Annotated in this window: 17 protein-coding genes; 14 read left to right on the plus strand and 3 right to left on the minus strand. The window is 69.4% G+C overall.

Annotation, left to right across the window (positions count from 1 at the left end; all coding sequences use genetic code 11):
- Nucleotides 1–10: 10 nt before the first annotated feature.
- Complete coding sequence (kdsA, locus tag EZ242_RS11115) at nt 11–889, minus strand: 3-deoxy-8-phosphooctulonate synthase (RefSeq protein WP_135285232.1); 879 nt, start codon at nt 887–889, stop codon at nt 11–13.
- 130 nt (nt 890–1019) lie between these two features.
- On the opposite strand from kdsA, the gene argB reads away from it, so the two are divergent.
- The 12 genes from argB to EZ242_RS11175 all read left to right on the plus strand — a co-directional run bounded on the left by argB (nt 1020) and on the right by EZ242_RS11175 (nt 14127).
- Nucleotides 1020–1916 carry an acetylglutamate kinase gene (gene argB, locus EZ242_RS11120; protein WP_135285233.1) on the plus strand — a complete coding sequence of 299 codons (897 nt, stop codon included), beginning with the start codon at nt 1020–1022 and terminating at the stop codon, nt 1914–1916.
- Between the two features lie 78 nt (nt 1917–1994).
- Nucleotides 1995–2690, plus strand: a complete 696-nt coding sequence (locus EZ242_RS11125; protein WP_135285234.1) for a response regulator transcription factor — start codon at nt 1995–1997, stop codon at nt 2688–2690.
- Nucleotide 2691: 1 nt separating this feature from the next.
- Nucleotides 2692–4134 carry a sensor histidine kinase gene (locus EZ242_RS11130; RefSeq protein ID WP_240787054.1) on the plus strand — a complete coding sequence of 481 codons (1443 nt, stop codon included), beginning with the start codon at nt 2692–2694 and terminating at the stop codon, nt 4132–4134.
- A gap of 96 nt (nt 4135–4230) precedes the next feature.
- Nucleotides 4231–4959, plus strand: coding sequence for a nucleoid occlusion factor SlmA (slmA, locus tag EZ242_RS11135; protein ID WP_135285235.1), 729 nt, complete (start codon nt 4231–4233; stop codon nt 4957–4959).
- An 18-nt stretch (nt 4960–4977) separates the two neighbouring features.
- Nucleotides 4978–5637 carry a ligase-associated DNA damage response endonuclease PdeM gene (gene pdeM / locus EZ242_RS11140; protein WP_135285236.1) on the plus strand — a complete coding sequence of 220 codons (660 nt, stop codon included), beginning with the start codon at nt 4978–4980 and terminating at the stop codon, nt 5635–5637.
- A gap of 40 nt (nt 5638–5677) precedes the next feature.
- A complete protein-coding gene (locus EZ242_RS11145) occupies nt 5678–6526 on the plus strand; it encodes a fumarylacetoacetate hydrolase family protein (protein ID WP_135285237.1) in 849 nt (282 codons plus the stop codon).
- A gap of 133 nt (nt 6527–6659) precedes the next feature.
- A complete protein-coding gene (locus EZ242_RS11150; protein WP_135285238.1) occupies nt 6660–7289 on the plus strand; it encodes a TetR/AcrR family transcriptional regulator in 630 nt (209 codons plus the stop codon).
- Between the two features lie 37 nt (nt 7290–7326).
- Nucleotides 7327–9123 (plus strand): acyl-CoA dehydrogenase C-terminal domain-containing protein, encoded by a 1797-nt coding sequence (locus EZ242_RS11155; protein ID WP_135285239.1) that lies wholly within the window; start codon nt 7327–7329, stop codon nt 9121–9123.
- A 4-nt stretch (nt 9124–9127) separates the two neighbouring features.
- A complete protein-coding gene (locus EZ242_RS11160; protein WP_135285240.1) occupies nt 9128–11527 on the plus strand; it encodes a 3-hydroxyacyl-CoA dehydrogenase/enoyl-CoA hydratase family protein in 2400 nt (799 codons plus the stop codon).
- Nucleotides 11528–11759: 232 nt separating this feature from the next.
- On the plus strand, nt 11760–12140 hold the full coding sequence (locus EZ242_RS11165; RefSeq protein ID WP_135285241.1) for an endonuclease domain-containing protein: 381 nt from the start codon (nt 11760–11762) through the stop codon (nt 12138–12140).
- Nucleotides 12137–13342, plus strand: coding sequence for an acetyl-CoA C-acyltransferase (locus tag EZ242_RS11170; RefSeq protein ID WP_135285242.1), 1206 nt, complete (start codon nt 12137–12139; stop codon nt 13340–13342). The genes EZ242_RS11165 and EZ242_RS11170 overlap by 4 nt, the downstream gene beginning before the upstream one ends.
- A gap of 20 nt (nt 13343–13362) precedes the next feature.
- Nucleotides 13363–14127, plus strand: a complete 765-nt coding sequence (locus tag EZ242_RS11175; RefSeq protein ID WP_135285243.1) for an enoyl-CoA hydratase — start codon at nt 13363–13365, stop codon at nt 14125–14127.
- Between the two features lie 7 nt (nt 14128–14134).
- Here the strand turns inward: EZ242_RS11175 and EZ242_RS11180 are convergent, their stop codons facing one another.
- Nucleotides 14135–15220, minus strand: a complete 1086-nt coding sequence (locus EZ242_RS11180; RefSeq protein ID WP_135285244.1) for an AI-2E family transporter — start codon at nt 15218–15220, stop codon at nt 14135–14137.
- Between the two features lie 33 nt (nt 15221–15253).
- Nucleotides 15254–15712, minus strand: coding sequence for an acyl-CoA thioesterase (locus tag EZ242_RS11185; protein ID WP_240787055.1), 459 nt, complete (start codon nt 15710–15712; stop codon nt 15254–15256).
- 45 nt (nt 15713–15757) lie between these two features.
- Between EZ242_RS11185 and EZ242_RS11190 the strand changes: the two genes are divergently transcribed.
- Both EZ242_RS11190 and EZ242_RS11195 read left to right on the plus strand, forming a co-directional pair.
- The gene (locus EZ242_RS11190) at nt 15758–17638 is read left to right on the plus strand and encodes an ABCB family ABC transporter ATP-binding protein/permease (RefSeq protein WP_135285245.1); all 1881 of its coding nucleotides are present in this window, start codon (nt 15758–15760) and stop codon (nt 17636–17638) included.
- Nucleotides 17639–17709: 71 nt separating this feature from the next.
- Nucleotides 17710–18642 carry a LysR substrate-binding domain-containing protein gene (locus EZ242_RS11195; RefSeq protein WP_135285246.1) on the plus strand — a complete coding sequence of 311 codons (933 nt, stop codon included), beginning with the start codon at nt 17710–17712 and terminating at the stop codon, nt 18640–18642.
- Nucleotides 18643–18666: the final 24 nt, after the last annotated feature.

The raw sequence follows: 18666 nt of genomic DNA on the forward strand, positions 1-18666 counted from the left end.
GCGTTCTTCTTCAGTCGATCTGCAGCGCAGCGAAGCCTTTGACGAGATCGTCCAGGGCCTTCATCTGCGAAAGAAAGGGCTCGAGCTTGTCCAGCGGCAGGGCGCTCGGGCCGTCGCACTTGGCCTGGTCGGGGTCCGGATGCGCCTCCAGGAACAGGCCGGCCAGGCCCACGGCCATGCCGGCGCGGGCCAGTTCCACCACCTGCTGGCGCCGCCCGCCGGAGGCCGCACCGGTGGGGTCGCGCTGCTGCAGCGCGTGCGTGACGTCAAAGATCAGGGGCAGGCCACCGGTGACCCGGCGCATGACGCCGAAGCCCAGCATGTCCACCACGAGGTTGTCGTAGCCCAAGCAGGTGCCCCGATCGCACAGCAGCACCTGCTCGTTGCCGGCCTCGCGGAATTTCTCGGCGATGTTGAGCATCTGCGCGGGGCTGAGGAACTGCGGCTTCTTCACGTTGACGGGGCGGCCCGTCTTCGCGAGTGCGACGACCAGGTCGGTCTGGCGCGCGAGGAAGGCGGGCAGCTGCAGCACGTCCGCCACCTCGGCCACGGGCTGGGCCTGCGCGGGTTCGTGCACGTCGGTGATCACCGGCACCCCGAACTCCGCCTTCACGGCCTCGAAGATGCGCAGGCCTTCTTCCAAACCGGGGCCGCGGTAGGAATGGATGGAGGAACGGTTGGCCTTGTCGAAGCTGGCCTTGAACACGTAGGGAATGCCGAGCCGGCCCGTGACCCGCACGTACTCCGCGCAGCTGCGCAGCGCCAGGTCCTTGCTCTCCAGGACGTTGATGCCGCCGAAGAGGACGAAGGGCTCGCGGTTGCCGACGCGGATGCGGCCAGCGACGGTGATGACGGGGTCTGCGGAACGGGGGGAGGAGGTGGGGCTCATGACGAAAGCCCGTGCGGCCGGGCGGGGAGCACAAATGAGGGAGGAAGTGTCCGGCGGTGCGCCAGCGGGCTGGGCTCGCGGCCCATGCGGCACAATTTGCCGCTTTCGACGCTCGCAGGAATCCGCGATTATGCCCAGCCCCGCTCCCGCCGCCATCGCTCCCCGAGACAAGGCCGAGATCCTCGCCCAGGCCTTGCCGTACATCCGCAAGTTCCATGGCAAGACCATGGTGATCAAGTACGGCGGCAACGCCATGACCGACCCCGAGCTGCAGGCCGACTTCGCCGAAGACGTGGTGCTGCTCAAGCTGGTGGGCATCAACCCGGTGGTGGTGCATGGCGGCGGCCCGCAGATCGAGACCGCGCTCAACCGCCTGGGCAAGAAGGGCCAGTTCATCCAGGGCATGCGCGTGACCGACGCCGAGACCATGGAGGTGGTCGAGTGGGTGCTGGCCGGCGAGGTGCAGCAGGACATCGTGGGCCTGATCAACCAGGCCGGCGGCAAGGCCGTGGGCCTGACCGGGCGCGACGGCGGCTTGATGCGCGCGCGCAAGCTCAAGATGCTGGACAACGCCGACCCGTCCAAGGAACACGACGTGGGGCAGGTGGGCGACATCGTCTCCATCGACCCCTCGGTGGTGAAGGCCCTGCAGGATGACCAGTTCATCCCCGTGATCAGCCCCATCGGCTTCGGCGACGAGAACGAGAGCTACAACATCAACGCCGACGTGGTGGCCGGCAAGCTGGCCACGGTGCTGCAGGCCGAGAAGCTGGTGCTGCTGACCAACACGCCCGGCGTGCTGGACAAGACCGGCCGCTTGCTCACGGACCTCACCGCGCGTGAGATCGACGAACTGTTCGCCGACGGCACCATCTCGGGCGGCATGCTGCCCAAGATCGCCGGGGCGCTGGACGCGGCCAAGAGCGGCGTCAATTCGGTCCACATCATCGACGGCCGCGTCCCGCACGCCATGCTGCTGGAGATCCTGACCGAGCAGGCATTCGGGACCATGATCCGTTCGCATTGATGCGGAACGAATCCTCGTACTTTCTATTCACCTGAGCGTCAAGGTCTGATACCTTTCAGCCCAAAGGATGGGCTGAACATGCGAATCTTGCTTGTCGAAGACGACTTGATGGTGGCCAGTGGCATCAAGCTGGGCCTGACCGACGCGGGTTATGCGGTGGACTGGGTGGGAAGCGGCGAGCGCGCCGAGGAGGTCCTGAAGCAGGAGACCTTCGACGCGGCCATCGTCGACATCGGCCTGCCCAACATGAACGGACTGGAACTCACTCGCAGGCTGCGCAAGAGCACGAGCGAAAGCGCCGGCATGCCCGTGCTGATCCTCACCGCGCGCGACGCGGTGCACGATCGCGTGCAGGGGCTGGACCAGGGCGCCGACGACTACATGATCAAGCCCTTCGAGCTGCCGGAGCTGCTGGCGCGCATGCGGGCGCTGCTGCGTCGCTCCCAGGCCGCCACCAGTGCCGTGCTCACCTTCGGCCCCATCGAGCTGGACACCGCCAGCCGGCGCGCCGGCGGGCGCCGGGGCGACGAGCTGGTGCAGATCGAGCTCGGCCCGCGCGAGTGGACGGTCATGGAGTACCTGCTGCTCAACGCCCCCAAGCCGGCCAGCAAGGACAAGCTCCTTCAGGCGCTCACCGGCTGGGACAAGGAGATCACCCCGAACGCGGTCGAGGTCTACATCTCCCGGCTGCGTGCCAAGCTGGAGCCTTTCGGCGTGGCGCTGCGGTCCATCCGCGGCTTCGGCTACCGCATCGAGCTGACGAGCGCCCACTGAGGTGGCCGCCCTGACCGGCCGCGGTGTGCCGGGCGTGACGGCGCCCGCGCGCGGCGGCACCATCGTTGCCAGCCTGAGATGGCGCCTGATGCTCGTGCTGCTGGCGCCGCTGCTGTCCCTGGCCTTGCTGAGCGCCTGGTCCGGATGGCGCGCGGCCGCTCAGATCGACAGGCTGCAGGACCAGCGGCTCGCCCGGCTGCTGCCGCTGCTGGCCGATTCCGTCATTCCGGGCGAAGCCGGTGCCCCCGTGCTGGTCATGGCGCCCCCGCTGCAGCAGTTCCTGGGTACCGATGGACAGACCATGACGGCCTTTGCCGTGGCGGACCTGCAGGGCACCGTGCTGGCCGGGCACGCCTGGCTCGCCGGGCTGCCGCGGGCCGGGGACGCGGTGGACTTTCGCAGCGAGCAAGGCGGTGGCGCCATCTGGCGCATCGCCAGGCAGCAGCAGGTCACCCGGGCGGGACCGATGGTGCTCGCCCTGGCCGACGCCTCCGATACGCGCCAGCAGTGGGTGCGCGCCATCTGGTGGGAGGTGACGCTGCCGCACCTGGTCATCATGAGCCTGGCCTTCGCGGCGATGCGCTGGTCGCTCGGCTGCGTCACGCGACCGCTGCGGGAGCTGACGCGGATCATCGAGCAGCGCTCGGCCGAGGACCTCGGCCCCATCCCCGACGACGCTTCGCCGAAGGAGGTGCGGCCCCTGATCGCGGCCTTGAACCGCTTGTTCCGGCTGGTGGACGGCCAGGCCGAGGGTCAGCGCCGCTTCATCTCCGACGCCTCGCACCAGCTGCGCACGCCGCTGGCGGCCCTGCAGTCGCAGGTGGAGGCCTGGGCCCATGCCGGGCGGCGCATCTCGCCGCCCGGGCAGCTCGGCACCTTGCTGCTGCCCATCGAGCAGATCGAGATGCTGCGCAGTGCCACCCGGCGCACTTCCGGCCTGGCCAACCAGCTGCTCGCCCTCTCGCGCGCCGACGCGCGCAGCCTGCGCGCCGAGCCGACGCGGCCCGTGAACCTTGTGGCGCTGTGCGAGGGTGTGTTGGAGCTGCACCTGGAGCGAGCCACCGACCGCGGCATCGACCTCGGCGTGGAGCTGCAGCCGGCCATGGCCCAGGGCTACGAATGGCTGCTGCGCGAAGCCTTGTCCAATCTCGTGGACAACGCGATCAAGTACAGCCCGGCGGGCCGTGCGGTCACCATCCGCTGCGGTCCGCTGGGCATGCGTGGCGCCTTCGTCGAAGTCGATGACGAAGGCATCGGCATCCCCGCGGACGAGCGGGCGCGCGTCCTGCAGCGTTTCTATCGCGTGCGCGGCTGCGAGGTCGAAGGCACCGGCCTGGGCCTGGCGATCGCCGAGGAAATCGCGCGGGCGCACGGCAGCCAGCTGGACCTGCAGACCGGCAGCAGCGGCCACGGGCTGCGCATCCGCATGGCGTTCGGCGGGTGAGCGCCCACTTGGCCGCACAGCGGCACCAGTGCCCCATCGGCGGCACTGAACGGCTGTGCGAGAATGCCCCGCTCCGACTCGATCCTGCCAACCTGCATGCCTGAAGCCGAGCCGACCCTCACCCCCGCAGCCGCTGCTTCCACTCAGGAAGGCCCGTCGCAGGCCACCGCAGTGGCCGGTCCCCCGCAGGCGCCGCAGGCCGATTCCGCGAAAGGTCCGGTGCGCAAGCGGCCCAAGCCGGGTGAGCGGCGGGTGCAGATCCTTCAGGCGCTGGCCACCATGCTGGAGCAGCCCGGCGCCGAACGCGTCACCACGGCGGCCCTGGCCGCGCGCCTGGAAGTCAGCGAGGCGGCGCTGTACCGGCACTTCGCCAGCAAGGCGCAGATGTTCGAGGGGCTCATCGAGTTCATCGAGCAGAGCGTCTTCACCTTGGTCGCGCGCATCACGGAGCGGCCGGGCAGCCCTGGCGAGGACCTGGCCACCACCGCCACGCGCCAGGCCGCGGCCATCGTCACCATGCTGGTGCAGTTCGCCGAGCGCAACCCCGGCATGACCCGGGTGATGGTGGGCGACGCCCTCGTCTTCGAGAACGAGCGCCTGCAGCAGCGCATGAACCAGTTCTTCGACAAGATCGAGGCGACGCTGCGCCAGTGCCTGCGCGGCGGTGCCGATGCGCAGGGCTCGGCCATGCCCACGGTCGAAGGGCAACTGCGCGCCTCCATGCTCACGGCCTTCGTCGTCGGGCGCCTGCAGCGCTTCGCCCGTTCGGGCTTCCGGCGCGCGCCCTCCGAGCACCTGGACGCCTGCCTCGCGCGCATGCTCTGAGCGGGCGTTCCCTCCACCGTGCCGTCCGTCTCGATCGCCGGGGCCGAACTGGTCCTGCTGGCCAGCGGGGCGGCCTACGCGCCGCAGCACGGGACGCTGCTGGTGGCCGATGCGCATTTCGGCAAGGCGGCGAGCTTCAGGCGCCTGGGCGTGCCCGTGCCCGAATCCACCACCGGCGGCACGCTCGAGGCGCTGTCCGAGGCCCTCGCCCGAACCGGCGCGCGGCGGCTGGTGTTCCTCGGCGATCTGCTGCACGCGCGGGGCGGCCGCTCGCCCGCCATGTTCGAGTCGCTCGCGCGCTGGCGCCGCGCCCATGCGCGCCTCGCCGTCGCGCTCGTGGGCGGCAACCACGACCGGCACGCCGGGCCGCCGCCCGACGAGCTCGGCATCGAGCCGCTGGACGAGGGCACCCGCCTCGGCCCCTTCGCGCTCGGCCACGAGCCGCGCGAGCGCGCGGGGGCCTATGTGCTGGCCGGCCACTGGCATCCCTGCGTGCGCGTGTCCCAGGGCTTCGAGTCGCTGCGCCTTCCCTGTTTCTGGTTCGGGCGGGCGGTCGGGGTGCTGCCGGCCTTCGGCAGCTTCACGGGCATGCACCCGATCGAGGCACGTCCGGGTGACCGCGTGATCGCCATCGCAGGGGCCACCCTGCGCGAGCTGCCGATCGCGGATGAGCGATGATCCGCGCCGTCGCAATCACCGCCTCGAAGGATCGATTCCCATGAAACTGGTGCGCTATGGCCAAGCCGGACGCGAGAAGCCCGGCCTCATCGACGCCAACGGCAAGCTGCGCTCGCTTGCCGCGGTCGTGCCGGACATCGGCGCGCAGCAGCTCGGGGCGGCCGCCCTCGCGCGCCTGCGCAAGCTCGACCCCGCCCGCCTGCCGCTGGTGCGCGGCAAGCCGCGGCTGGGATGCCCCGTGGCGCAGGTGGGCAAGTTCATCGCCATCGGCCTGAACTACGCCGACCACGCCGCCGAGGCGAATGCGCCCATCCCGACCGAGCCGATCGTGTTCCTGAAGGCCACCAGCTGCATCCAGGGACCCGACGATCCCGTCATGCTGCCGCGCAAGTCGGTCAAGACCGACTGGGAAGTGGAGCTGGGGGTGGTGATCGGCACCCGCGCCCGCTACGTCAGTCGCAAGGATGCGCTCTCGCACGTCGCCGGCTTCTGCGTGGTCAACGACGTCAGCGAGCGCGAGTACCAGCTCGAGCGCGGGCCCCAGTGGGACAAGGGCAAGGGCTGCGACACCTTTGGCCCCATCGGCCCCTGGCTCGTCACCGCCGACGAGATCGCCAACGTGCAGCGCCTGGACATGTGGCTGGACGTGAACGGCCAGCGCATGCAGACGGGCAACACGCGCACCATGATCTTCGACGTCGCGCGGCTGGTGAGCTACGTGAGCGAGTTCATGACGCTCCTGCCCGGCGACGTCATCGCCACCGGCACGCCCCCGGGCGTCGGCCTGGGCATGAAGCCGCCGCGCTACCTGAAGAAGGGCGACGTGATCACCCTGGGCATCGAGGGCCTGGGCGAGCAGCGGCAGGAAGTCATCGCTTTCAAGGCGTAGGCGCACTGCGCCACCCGCTGGGCCGCATCGGGCGCCGGTCGCCCGGAAGCCCCTGCGTTCCGGTCAAGTCTTGCCACGGCCTGACGATCGCGTGCAAAATAGAACGACCGTTCGTTTTATTCCGCCGGGAACCATGCCGTCCAGCGACGCCCTGTCCAAGCCTGCCCGCGCCTTGCACAAAGGTCAGCAGACCCGCGCTGCCATCCTCGATGCAGCCCTGGGCCTGGCCGCGCACGTCGGGCTGGAGGGGCTGTCCATCGGCGCGCTGGCCGAGGTTGCGGGCATGAGCAAGTCCGGCGTGTTCGCCCACTTCGGCTCCCGCGAGGAACTGCAGATCTCGGTCATCCGCGAGTACCACCAGCGCTTCGAGGCCGAGGTCTTCACGCCGGCGATGCGCGAGCCGCGCGGCCTGCCGCGGCTGCGCGCGCTCTTTGGCAACTGGATGAAACGCACCTCGATCGAAATCGACTCGGGCTGCATCTACATCAGCGGCGCCGTCGAATTCGACGACCGCCCCGGGCCGGTGCGCGATGCGCTGGTGGAGTCCGTCAACACCTGGCTGGCCGCCATCCGCCGCGCCATCGTCGCGGCACGCGAGTGCGGCCACCTGCGCGCCGACGTGCAGGAGGACCAGATGCTGTTCGAGATCCACGGCCTCATCCTGGCCCTGCATTACGAGGCCCGCCTGCTGCGCCACCCCGGCTCCGTCGCGCGCGCGCAGGCCGGGTTCGACAACGTCCTGCGCCATCGCCTCGCCGGCTGACCGGCGCCTTCCCCATTCACCTCAGGAAAGAAAGCCCATGCCTCTCTACAACCCGCCGATCCGCGACATGCACTTCGTCATGCACGAGGTGCTCAAGGTCGCCGACGAGTACAAGACCATGCCGCGCCACGCCGAGGTGGACGTGGACACCATCAACGCCGTCCTGGAGGAGGGCGGGAAGTTCGCCAGCGAAGTGCTGCTGCCGCTGAACATCTCCGGTGACGAGGAAGGCTGCACGCTCGACCGCGACACGCACGAGGTCGCCACACCCAAGGGCTTCAAGCAAGCCTTTGCGCAATACGTGGAAGGTGGCTGGCCCGCGCTGTCCTGCGACCCGGCGTACGGAGGCCAGGGCCTGCCCATCGTGGTCAACCAGTGCTTCTTCGAGATGCTCAACTCGGCCAACCAGGCCTGGACCATGTACCCCGGCCTCTCGCACGGCGCCTACGAGGCCCTGCATGCGCACGGCACCGAGGAGCAAAAGCGCCTGTACCTGCCCAGGCTCACCAGTGGCGAGTGGACCGGCACCATGTGCCTGACCGAGCCGCATTGCGGCACCGACCTCGGCCTGCTGCGCACCAAGGCCGAGCCCCAGGCCGACGGAACGTACCGCATCACGGGCCAGAAGATCTTCATCTCGGCCGGCGAGCACGACATGGCCGCCAACATCGTGCACCTCGTGCTGGCCCGCCTGCCGGACGCGCCCGCGGGCAGCAAGGGCATCAGCCTCTTCATCGTCCCCAAGTACAGGATCCAGCCCGACGGCACGCTGGGCGAGCGCAATGGCGTGTATTGCGGCGGCCTGGAGCACAAGATGGGCATCCACGGCAACGCCACCGCACAGATCGTGCTGGACGGGGCGGTGGGCACCCTGGTGGGCCAGCCGAACAAAGGCCTGCAGGCCATGTTCGTGATGATGAACGCGGCGCGCATCGGCGTGGGCATGCAGTCGCTGGGCCTGACCGAGGTCGCCTACCAGAACGCCCTGGCGTATGCCAAGGACCGCCTGCAATCGCGCAGCCTGAGCGGGCCCAAGGCCAAGGACAAGCCGGCCGATCCCATCATCGTCCACCCGGACGTCAGGCGCATGCTGCTCACGGCCAAGGCCTACGCCGAGGGCGGCCGGGCGCTGAACCTCTACTGCGCCTTCCTGATCGACCGCGAGCTGCATCACCCCGATGAGAAGGTGCGCAAGGAAAGCGGCGAGCTGGTGGCCCTGCTCACGCCCATCGTGAAGGCCTTCCTCACCGACAACGGCCACATCGCCACCAACGCCTGCATGCAGGTCTTCGGCGGCCACGGCTACGTCAAGGAATGGGGCATGGAGCAGTTCGTGCGGGACAACCGCATCAACATGATCTACGAAGGCACCAACACCATCCAGTCGCTGGACCTGCTGGGCCGCAAGGTTCTGGGCAACCAGGGCGCGACGCTGAAGAAGTTCGGCAAGATGATCGCCAAGCTGGTGGAGGAAGAGGGCGTGAACGAGCAGATGGCCGAGTTCATCAACCCGGTGGCCTACCTGGGCGAGCAGATGACCAAGTTCACCACCGAACTGGGCTTCCGCGGTTTCCAGAACGCCGAGGAAGTCGGCGCGGCCGCGGTGGACTACCTGCGCGTGGCGGGGCATCTCGTCTTCGGGTACTTCTGGGCGCGCATGGCGCAGGTGGCACTGCGCGAGATCGCGGCCGGCAACACCGATCCGTTCTACCAGGGCAAGCTGCAGACCGCGCGCTTCTACTTCGCGCGCCTGTTCCCCGAGACCGCGGCGCTGATGCGAAGCGCCCGCTCCGGCGCCAAGGTGCTGATGGACACCGATGCCGCACTGGCCTGACGCAATGAACCGATTCAACCCGAAGAAAGTCGCCGTCCTGGGCGCCGGCGTGATGGGCGCGCAGATCGCCGCCCACCTGGTCAACTTGAAGGTGCCGGTGGTGCTGTTCGACCTGCCGGCCAAGGACGGCCCGAAGAACGGCGTGGTCACGCGCGCCATCGAGGGCCTCAGGAAGATGAAGCCCGCGCCGCTGGGCGTGGCCGATGACGCCGGCCTGATCGAGCCGGCCAACTACGGCGACGACCTGGCCCTGCTGGGCGAATGCGACCTCGTCATCGAGGCCATCGCCGAGCGCATGGACTGGAAGCGCGATCTGTATGCCCGCATCGCCCCGCACGTGGCGCCGCATGCGGTGCTGGCCTCCAACACCTCGGGCCTGTCGATCACGCAGCTGGCTGAGGCGCTGCCCGAGTCGCTGCGGCCCCGCTTTTGCGGCATCCACTTCTTCAACCCGCCGCGCTACATGTTCCTGGTGGAGCTGATCGCGGCGCCCGCGACCGAGCCCGCCGTGCTCGACGGCCTGGAGGCATTCGTCACCACCACCCTGGGCAAGGGCGTGGTGCGGGCCAAGGACTCGCCCAACTTCATCGCCAACCGCGTGGGCATCGCCGGCATGCTGGCCACCATGAAGGAGGCGCAGCGCTACGACCTAGGCTTCGACGTGGTGGACGACCTCACCGGCAAGAAGATGGGCCGCGCCTCCAGCGGCACCTTCCGCACCGCCGACGTCGTGGGGCTGGACACGATGGCCCACGTGATCCGCACGCTGCAGGACAAGCTGAGCGCCGAGACCGATCCCTTCTACGCAAGCTACGAGACGCCGCCCGTGCTCTCGGCGCTGCTGGAGATGGGCCACCTGGGCCAGAAGGCCAAGGCGGGCTTCTACAAGAAGGCGGGCCGCGACATCCTGCGCTTCGAGCTGGAAAGCCGCGACTACGTTCCGGCCGGCCAGAAGGCCGACGAGGTCTATTCCCGCATGCTCGCCAAGCCCGCGCCCGAGCGGCTGAAGCTGCTGCGGCATGCCACGGGCCCGCAGGGGCAGTTCCTGTGGGCGCTGCTTCGCAACAGCTTCCACTACGCCGCCGTGCACCTGGCGGACATCGCCGAGACGGCGCGCGACGTGGACCTGGCCATGCGCTGGGGCTTCGGCATGAAGCAGGGCCCCTTCGAGCTGTGGCAGCAGGCCGGCTGGTTGCAGGTGGCGCAGTGGGTCCAGGAGGACATCGACGCCGGCCGCGCGCTGTCCAAGGCGCCCTTGCCCCGCTGGGTCTTCGAAGGCCCCGTGGCCGAGGCTGGCGGCGTGCACACGCCCGAGGGCTCCTGGAACCCGGGCACGGGACGCTTCGAGCCGCCCCGGCGCCTGCCGGTCCACGAGCGCCAGCTCTTTCCGGAGACCGTGCTGGGCGCGAGCGGCCCGCGCTTCGAGACCGCCGGTCGCACGCTGCACGAGGACGCGTCGCTGCGCCTGTGGACGCTCGACGACGAGGTGCTGATCGCCAGTCTCAAGACCAAGATGCACGTGATCAGCCCGGAACTCGCCGAGGGCCTGCAGCGCGGCGTGGAGTTGGCCGAGCAGCAGTTCAAGGCCATGGTGGTCTGGTCGGGTGACGAGCCTTTCTCGGCCGGCGCCGACCTGCAGTCCATGCTGCCGGCCTTCATGGCCGTGGGCGTCGCCGCCATCGAGGACGCCGAGCAGCACCTGCAGCAGACCATGCTGCGCATCCGCTATGCCGGCGTGCCGGTGGTGTCCGCCATCCGGGGCCTGGCACTGGGCGGTGGCTGCGAGCTGGCGGTGTACTCGGCGCGTCGCGTCGCGGCGCTGGAAAGCTACATCGGCCTCGTGGAAGTCGGCGTGGGCCTGGTCCCCGGCGCGGGCGGACTGACCTACATCGCGCGCCGCGCGGCGGAGAACCAGCGCCTGTCCACCCACAAGGACCTGCTGGCCTTCCTCACCGAAGGCTTCACCGCCGCGGCCATGGCCAAGGTCGGCACCAGCGCCCTCGAATCGCGCCAGCTCGGCTACCTGCTGGACAGCGACCTCATCGTCGCCAACAAGGACGAACTGCTCTGGGTGGCGCTGAACGAGGCGCGCACCATGGCCGACAACGGCTGGCGCGCGCCGCTGCGCCGACCCTTCCCGGTGGCCGGGCGCAACGGCAAGGCCACCATCCAGGGGCAGCTGGTGAACATGCGCGACGGCGGCTTCATCAGCATCCACGACTTCCGCATCGCCAGCGCCATCGCCCACGTGGTGACCGGCGGCGACGTGGATGCCGGCACGCTGGTGACCGAGGACTACCTCATGAAGCTCGAGCGCGAGGCCTTCTGCGCCCTGGTGCAACACCCGAAGACGCAGGACCGCATCCTGGGGATGCTGTCCACGGGCAAGCCGCTGCGCAATTGAGGGGGTGATGGTGGGGCTTGGCGAATTTGCGGAGGGGTTGGCGGGCGTAGCCCCCACCCCCGCCCTCCCCCAGAAGGGGAGGGGGTCTTGCACCTTCCCCCTTTGGGGGAAGGCAGGGATGGGGGCCCGCACGCCAGTACCGCCCCTTGGCGCACACCCTGCCATGTCTGACATTCGCGCTCGAAGCGTCTCCTGCAAGACTGGCCTCTTTCCACCAAGGAAAGGCCAGTCCATGCAATCCCAGGCCACCGCCCAGGCCCGCCAGTTCGCCCGCGAACTGCGCAAAGCCATGACGGACGCCGAGCGTCGCCTCTGGTCCCGCCTGCGTGGAAATCAGCTCGGCTTCCGTTTCCGCCGCCAGCACCCGGTCGGTCCCTTCATCGCGGACTTCGCCTGCCTCGACCCGCAGCTTGTCGTCGAGCTCGACGGCTCGCAGCATGCGCAGCAGACGGCCTACGACCAGGCCCGCGACGCCTTCCTGCGCAGCCGCGGCTTCGCCGTGCTGCGTTTCCCCTGCCACGAGCCGCTGCGCCATTGCGACGGCGTGCTCGAAACCATCACCTCGACACTCGCCAGCCTGGCGGGTGCGGCTCCTTCCAGGATCAAGCCATGAAACAAGTCCAGGACGCCTACGTCGTCGCCGCCACCCGCACGCCCATCGGGCGTTCGCACCGCGGCTATTTCCGCCACACCCGGCCCGATGAACTCCTGGCCACCGCGCTGCGCGCGGCCCTGGCGCAGGTGCCCTCGCTCGATCCGCAGGCCATCGAGGACGTGGTGTGCGGCTGCGCCATTCCGGAGGCGCAGCAGGGCCTGAACATCGCGCGCATCGGCGCCGTGCTGGCCAAACTGCCCAAGAGCGTGGGCGGCATCACCGTGAACCGCTTCTGCGCCTCGGGCCTGTCGGCCGTGCAGATGGCGGCCGACCGCATCCGTGTGGGCGAGGCCGACGTGATGATCGCGGCCGGCACCGAGAGCATGAGCATGGTGCCCATGATGGGCAACTCGCCCTCGCTGTCGCCGGAGATCTTCACCGACGTGGACGACATCGAGAGCTATGGCATCGCCTACGGCATGGGCCTGACCGCCGAAAAGGTGGCGCAGCGCTGGAAGGTGACCCGTGAAGACCAGGACCAGTTCGCTTACCAGTCGCACATGAAGGCCGTGGCGGCGATGAAGGCAGGCGAGTTCGCGGGCGAGATCACGCCCGTGGAGGTCACCGAGCGTTCCGTGGACCTGAAGACCGGCGAGCCGCGCGTGGACAGCCGCACCGTGCAGCTGGACGAAGGCGCGCGTCCCGACACCACGCCGGAGGGGCTGGCGAAGCTCAAGACGGTTTTTGCGGCGCGCGGCACCGTCACGGCGGGCAACAGCTCGCAAACCTCGGACGGCGCGGGCGCCCTGGTGCTCGCGAGCGAGGCGGCTGTCCAGCGCTTCGGCCTCAAACCCCTGGCCCGCTTCGTGAGCTATGCCAGCCGGGGCGTGCCGCCGCACCTCATGGGCATCGGGCCGATCGAGGCGGTGCCGGCGGCCCTGCGCTCGGCCGGCATCCGCAAGGAGGATCTCGACTGGATCGAACTGAACGAAGCTTTCGCCGCACAGTCGCTGGCCGTCATCCGCGAGCTGGGCCTCGACCCGTCCAAGGTCAACCCGATCGGCGGTGCCATCGCCCTGGGCCACCCGCTGGGCGCCACCGGGGCCATCCGCTCGGCCACCGTGGTGCATGCGCTGGCCCGCAGGAAGCTGAAGTACGGCATGGTCACCATGTGCGTGGGCATGGGGCAGGGCGCAGCAGGTATCTTCGAGCGCGTCTGAGCGCATTCACGAAAGCGAGCATGAGCGACATCCTCACCCATACCGAAGCGGGCGTGACCACGCTCACCTTCAACCGCCTGGAGCGCAAGAACTCCATCACCGCCGCCATGTACCAGGCGCTCGCCGACGGCTTGGCCGCGGCCGAGGCGGACTCGGCCGTGCGCGTGGTCGTGCTGCAGGGTCATGAGACGGTGTTCAGCGCCGGCAACGACATCGCGGACTTCCTGCACCAGCCGCCGGCGGGCGAGGGCGCCCCGGTGTTCCAGTTCCTGCATCGGCTCGCGGCGTTCCCCAAGCCGCTCATCGCCGCGGTGTGCGGGCCGGCCGTGGGCGTGGGCACCACCATCCTGTTCCACTGCGACCTGGTCTATGCCGGCGACAACGCGGCCTTCTCCATGCCCTTCGTGAACCTGGGCCTGGTGCCCGAGGCCGCCTCCAGCCTGCTGGTGCCGCAGATGATGGGCTACCACCGCGCCGCCGAGGCGCTGCTGCTGGGCGAGCCCTTCATGGCCGAAGCGGCGCTGGAAGTGGGCCTGGTCAATCGCGTGGTGCCTCCCAGCGAGGCCAAGCCGCTGGCCCAGGCGCAGGCGCGCAAGCTCGCCGCCAAGCCCCTGAGCTTGCTCATGGAAACCAAGCGCCTCATGAAGCAGCAGCTCGCGCCGCTGGTGCGTGAGCGCATGCAGGAAGAGGGCGCGCTGTTCGCGCGCATGCTCAGCGAACCCGCCGCGCGCGAAGCCTTCGGCGCCTTCATGGACAAGCGCAAGCCGGACTTCTCGCGGCTGTGAAGCCCCGTCATTCCTCCGGCGAGGTGTGCTGCTGGCGCAGGGCCGTGAGCATGTTCCAGGTGACCAGGAACATGGCAGCGATCACCGGGCCCATCACGAAGCCGTTGATGCCGAACATGGCCAGGCCGCCGAGGGTGGACACCAGCACCAGGTAGTCGGGCATGCGGGTGTCCTTGCCCACGAGGATGGGGCGCAGGAAGTTGTCCACCAGCCCGATGGCGATGCCGCCCCAGGCCGCCAGCGCGATGCCCTGGAACAGCTGGTTGGTGGACAGCAGGTAGATCGCCACCGGCGCCCACACCAGGGCGGCACCGACCGCCGGGATCAGCGAAGCCAGCGCCATCACGCCGCCCCACAGCAGCGGCCCGGGAATGCCCAGTGCCCAGAAGGCCAGGCCGCCCAGGCTGCCCTGCACCAGGGCGATGACGATGTTGCCCTTGACGGTGGCCCGCACCACGGTGGCGAACTGGCTCAGGAGCAGTTCGGACTGCCGTTCGCGCAGCGGGATGGCGACGGCCACCCGCTGGACCAGCACCGAGCCGTCGCGCAGCAGGAAATACAGCACGTAGAGCATCACGAACAGGCCGATCACGAAATCGAGCGTGTTCTGGCCGATGCCCAGCAGGCGGGTGGCAATGGCCTGGCCGCTGCTGGTCAGGAGCGCCGCCAGTTGGTTCAGCAGGCCCTGCAGGTTGTCCAGCCCGAAGCGCTCCAGGATGTTGCCGGCCCAGTCGGGCACCGCGTCGAAGACCGTGCGCACGAGGGCGCCGAGGTCGATCTGCCCGGTGCGCACCTTCTGCACCACCACCAGGATCTCCTGCACGATGGACACGCTCACCAGGATCAGGGGCAGGATGACGATCACCAGGATCAGCAGCAGCGTCAGCAGCGCCGCTGCGTTCGGGCGCCCTCCCACCTGGACCAGCACGCGCCGGTGAACGGGCCGGAACACGATGGCGATGAACACCGCCCACAGCACCGCCCCCAGGAAGGGCCAGAGCACGACGGCGAAGGCCGCCGAGACGCCCACCACCAGCCACAGCAGGGTGCGGTGTTCGAGCAGAGGCGGGCGCAGAGGATCGTTCGGATTCATGAGGCGGTTTTCGGGGCTGGGCGGTGGCGCAGCTTAGCGCGGCGGCGCATCCGCCGGCCCGGCATCCCGCGGCACCGGCCGGGGGTTGCCGCGGTCGTCGATGGCGACGTAGGTCAGCGAAGCCTCGGTCACCTTGATGTAGCTGCCCTGGCTGCCGAAGCGCTCCGCGTACACCTCCACCTGGACAGTGATGGAGGTGCGCCCGATGCGCGTGAGCCCGGCATAGAAAGACAGGATGTCGCCGACCCGCACCGGGTGCTTGAAGACGAACTCGTTGACCGCCACCGTCGCCATCCGGCCCTTGGCGATACGCGCCGGGACCACCGAGCCGGCCAGGTCCACCTGCGCCATGACCCAGCCGCCGAAGATGTCGCCGTTGGCGTTGGTGTCCCCCGGCATGGGAATCACCTTGAGCACCAGCTCCTTGTCGGCGGGCAGGCTGGCCGCCGGCGGCGCCTCGCGTCCTTCGGCGTCACCTGGTTTCATGGACATGGGCACAATCTCCTGTCGTTTCACTGAGCTTTCGGATTCTCTTCGATGCGCCGCGCCGGCGAACTCGCTTCCCCCCCGCCCCTGAGCAACGCCGCGGCGCAGCCGACGCCGCGCAAGCGCAGCGACTGGGCCACCCTCGCTCGCCTGCTTCCCTACCTGTGGCAGTACCGCTGGCGTGTGCTGGCGGCGTTGGCCTTCATGGTGGCGGCCAAGCTCGCCAACGTGAGCGTGCCCCTGCTGCTCAAGCAGCTGGTGGACAGCATGACGCCCGGCGGCGGGCAGTTGCCGACCGGCGGCGAGGCGGTCGCGGCCGCGGTGCTGGCCGTGCCGGTGGGGCTGCTGCTGGGTTACGGGCTGCTGCGCCTGTCCACCTCGCTCTTCACCGAGCTGCGCGAACTGGTCTTCGCCAAGGCCACACACGGGGCGGCCCGCAGCATCGCGCTGCAGACCTTCGGCCACCTGCATTCGCTCAGCCTGCGCTTCCACCTGGAGCGGCAGACCGGCGGCATGACCCGCGATATCGAGCGCGGGGTGCGCGGCATCGAGTCGCTGATCTCGTACTCCCTCTACAGCGTCATCCCCACGCTGATCGAGGTCACGCTGGTGCTGGCCATCCTGGCGGTCAAGTTCGACATGGGCTTCGTCTGGATCACCGCCACGGCGCTGGTGCTGTACATCGGCTTCACCGTGAGCGTGACCGAGTGGCGGACCAAGTTCAGGCGCGAGGCCAACGAGTTCGACTCGGCCGCACACACGCGCGCCGTGGACTCGCTGCTGAACTACGAGACCGTCAAGTACTTCAACAACGAAGGCTTCGAGGCCAAGCGCTACGACGAAAGCCTGGAGCGCCTGCGCAAGTCCCGCCTGAAGTCGCAGTCCACCCTGTCCATGCTCAACACGGGGCAGCAGCTCATCATCGCCACGGCGCTGGTCTTGATGCTGTGGCTTGCGACCCGGGGCGTGGTGGAGGGGCGGCTGACGCTGGGCGACCTGGTCATGATCAACGCCTTCATGATCCAGCTGTACATCCCGCTCAACTTCCTGGGCGTGCTGTACCGGGAGATCAAGCAGAGCCTCACCGACCTGGACAAGATGTTCACGCTCATGGAGCGCGAGCGCGAGGTGGCCGACAAGCCGGGCGCGCTGCCGCTTTCAGGCCTGGAGCAGCCGACGGTGCGCTTCGAGCACGTGCGCTTCGGCTACGAGCCCAGCCGCGAGATCCTGCACGACGTGAGCTTCGAGATCCCGGCCGGCAAGACGGTGGCGGTGGTCGGCCCTTCGGGCTCGGGCAAATCGACACTGGCGCGGCTGCTGTTTCGCTTCTACGACCTCCAGCAGGGCCGCATCAGCATCGCCGGCCAGGACATCCGCGAGGTGACCCAGGCCAGCGTGCGCCAGGCGATCGGCATCGTGCCGCAGGACACGGTGCTGTTCAACGACACGGTGGAATACAACATCGCCTACGGCCGCCCGGGCGCGACGCGCGCGGAGGTGGAGGCGGCGGCGCGGGCCGCGCGCATCCACGACTTCATCGAGTCCACCCCCAAGGGCTACCAGACCATGGTGGGGGAGCGGGGCCTGAAGCTCTCCGGCGGCGAGAAGCAGCGCGTGGCCATCGCGCGCACGCTGCTGAAGAACCCGCCCATCCTCATCTTCGACGAAGCCACCTCGGCGCTGGACTCGGCCAACGAGCGCGCCATCCAGGCCGAGCTGAAAAGCGCGGCGCGCTACAAGACGGCGCTCGTGATCGCGCACCGCCTGTCCACGGTGGTCGACGCGCACGAGATCCTGGTCATGGAGGCGGGGCGCATCATCGAGCGCGGCACCCACCCGCAGCTGCTCGCACAGGGCGGGCGCTACGCCGCGATGTGGGCGCTGCAGCGCCAGCACCGCGACCAGCCCCAGGCCGAGCCGTCCGGCGAGTAGGGCGCCGCGTCCGTGCGCCGGGCGGGAGCACAATCGATCGCATGCACAACCGTTCGAGCGTCCGCTGAGCCATGGAAACCAAGTGGCTGGAAGACTTCGTGAGCCTGGCCGAGACGCGCAGCTTCAGCCGTTCAGCGCAGCTCCGCCACGTGACGCAGCCGGCGTTCTCGCGCCGCATCCAGGCGCTGGAGGCCTGGGCCGGTACCGACCTGGTGGACCGCAGCTCCTACCCCACGCGCCTGACCCCGGCCGGCGAGACGCTCTACGCCCAGTCGCTGGAAGTGCTGCAGGCCGTGCAAGGCATGCGCTCCATGCTGCGCGGGCATGCGCTGGCGGGCCAGGACGTCATCGAGGTGGCGGCGCCGCACACGCTGGCCTTCACCTTCTTTCCCAGCTGGCTGGCTGAACTGCGTGAGCGCTTCGGGCCGGTCAAGAGCCGCCTGATGGCCCTGAACGTGCACGACGCCGCGCTGCGCCTGGTCGATGGCGGCTGCGACCTCCTCATCGCCTACCACCACCCGGCCGAGCCGCTGCAGCTCGACGCCGATCGCTACGAGATGGTCGTCCTCGGCCGCGAGACGCTGGCGGCCTACTCGCGCGCCGACGAGTCCGGGCAGCCGCGGTTCCGGCTGCCCGGCACCGCGGCCGAGCCGCTGCCCTACCTGGCCTATGCGCCCGGCGCCTACCTCGGGCGCCTGGTCGAGTTGCTGCTGAAAGAGGCGCAGCCGGCGGTGCACCTGGACCGCGTGTACGAAACCGACATGGCCGAGGGCCTGAAGGTGATGGCAGCGGAGGGCCACGGCCTGGCCTTCCTGCCGTCCAGTGCCGTGCGGCGGGAGCTGCGCTCGCGCCGGCTCGTTCCGGCGCAGGCGGCCGACGAGGCCGGGCGCCTGTCGCTGGAGATGGAGATCCGCGCCTACCGCGTGCGCCCGCAGGGCCGCGACGCGGGCAAGCGCGCGCTGCAGTCCCTGTGGCAGTTCCTGCGGGGCCGCACGGAAGGCTGATCGTGGTGCAGCGCGTCATGCGCG

The sequence above is a fragment of the Ramlibacter rhizophilus genome, assembly GCF_004681965.1.
GTDB classification, from domain to species: Bacteria; Pseudomonadota; Gammaproteobacteria; order Burkholderiales; family Burkholderiaceae_C; genus Ramlibacter; species Ramlibacter rhizophilus.

Coding starts and splice junctions, on each gene's coding strand:
- kdsA (WP_135285232.1), bottom strand. CDS start 889: ATGAGCCCCACCTCCTCCCCCCGTTCCGCAGACCCCGTCATCACCGTC.
- argB (WP_135285233.1), top strand. CDS start 1,020: ATGCCCAGCCCCGCTCCCGCCGCCATCGCTCCCCGAGACAAGGCCGAG.
- EZ242_RS11125 (WP_135285234.1), top strand. CDS start 1,995: ATGCGAATCTTGCTTGTCGAAGACGACTTGATGGTGGCCAGTGGCATC.
- slmA (WP_135285235.1), top strand. CDS start 4,231: ATGCCTGAAGCCGAGCCGACCCTCACCCCCGCAGCCGCTGCTTCCACT.
- EZ242_RS11145 (WP_135285237.1), top strand. CDS start 5,678: ATGAAACTGGTGCGCTATGGCCAAGCCGGACGCGAGAAGCCCGGCCTC.
- EZ242_RS11150 (WP_135285238.1), top strand. CDS start 6,660: ATGCCGTCCAGCGACGCCCTGTCCAAGCCTGCCCGCGCCTTGCACAAA.
- EZ242_RS11155 (WP_135285239.1), top strand. CDS start 7,327: ATGCCTCTCTACAACCCGCCGATCCGCGACATGCACTTCGTCATGCAC.
- EZ242_RS11160 (WP_135285240.1), top strand. CDS start 9,128: ATGAACCGATTCAACCCGAAGAAAGTCGCCGTCCTGGGCGCCGGCGTG.
- EZ242_RS11165 (WP_135285241.1), top strand. CDS start 11,760: ATGCAATCCCAGGCCACCGCCCAGGCCCGCCAGTTCGCCCGCGAACTG.
- EZ242_RS11170 (WP_135285242.1), top strand. CDS start 12,137: ATGAAACAAGTCCAGGACGCCTACGTCGTCGCCGCCACCCGCACGCCC.
- EZ242_RS11175 (WP_135285243.1), top strand. CDS start 13,363: ATGAGCGACATCCTCACCCATACCGAAGCGGGCGTGACCACGCTCACC.
- EZ242_RS11180 (WP_135285244.1), bottom strand. CDS start 15,220: ATGAATCCGAACGATCCTCTGCGCCCGCCTCTGCTCGAACACCGCACC.
- EZ242_RS11185 (WP_240787055.1), bottom strand. CDS start 15,712: ATGTCCATGAAACCAGGTGACGCCGAAGGACGCGAGGCGCCGCCGGCG.
- EZ242_RS11190 (WP_135285245.1), top strand. CDS start 15,758: ATGCGCCGCGCCGGCGAACTCGCTTCCCCCCCGCCCCTGAGCAACGCC.
- EZ242_RS11195 (WP_135285246.1), top strand. CDS start 17,710: ATGGAAACCAAGTGGCTGGAAGACTTCGTGAGCCTGGCCGAGACGCGC.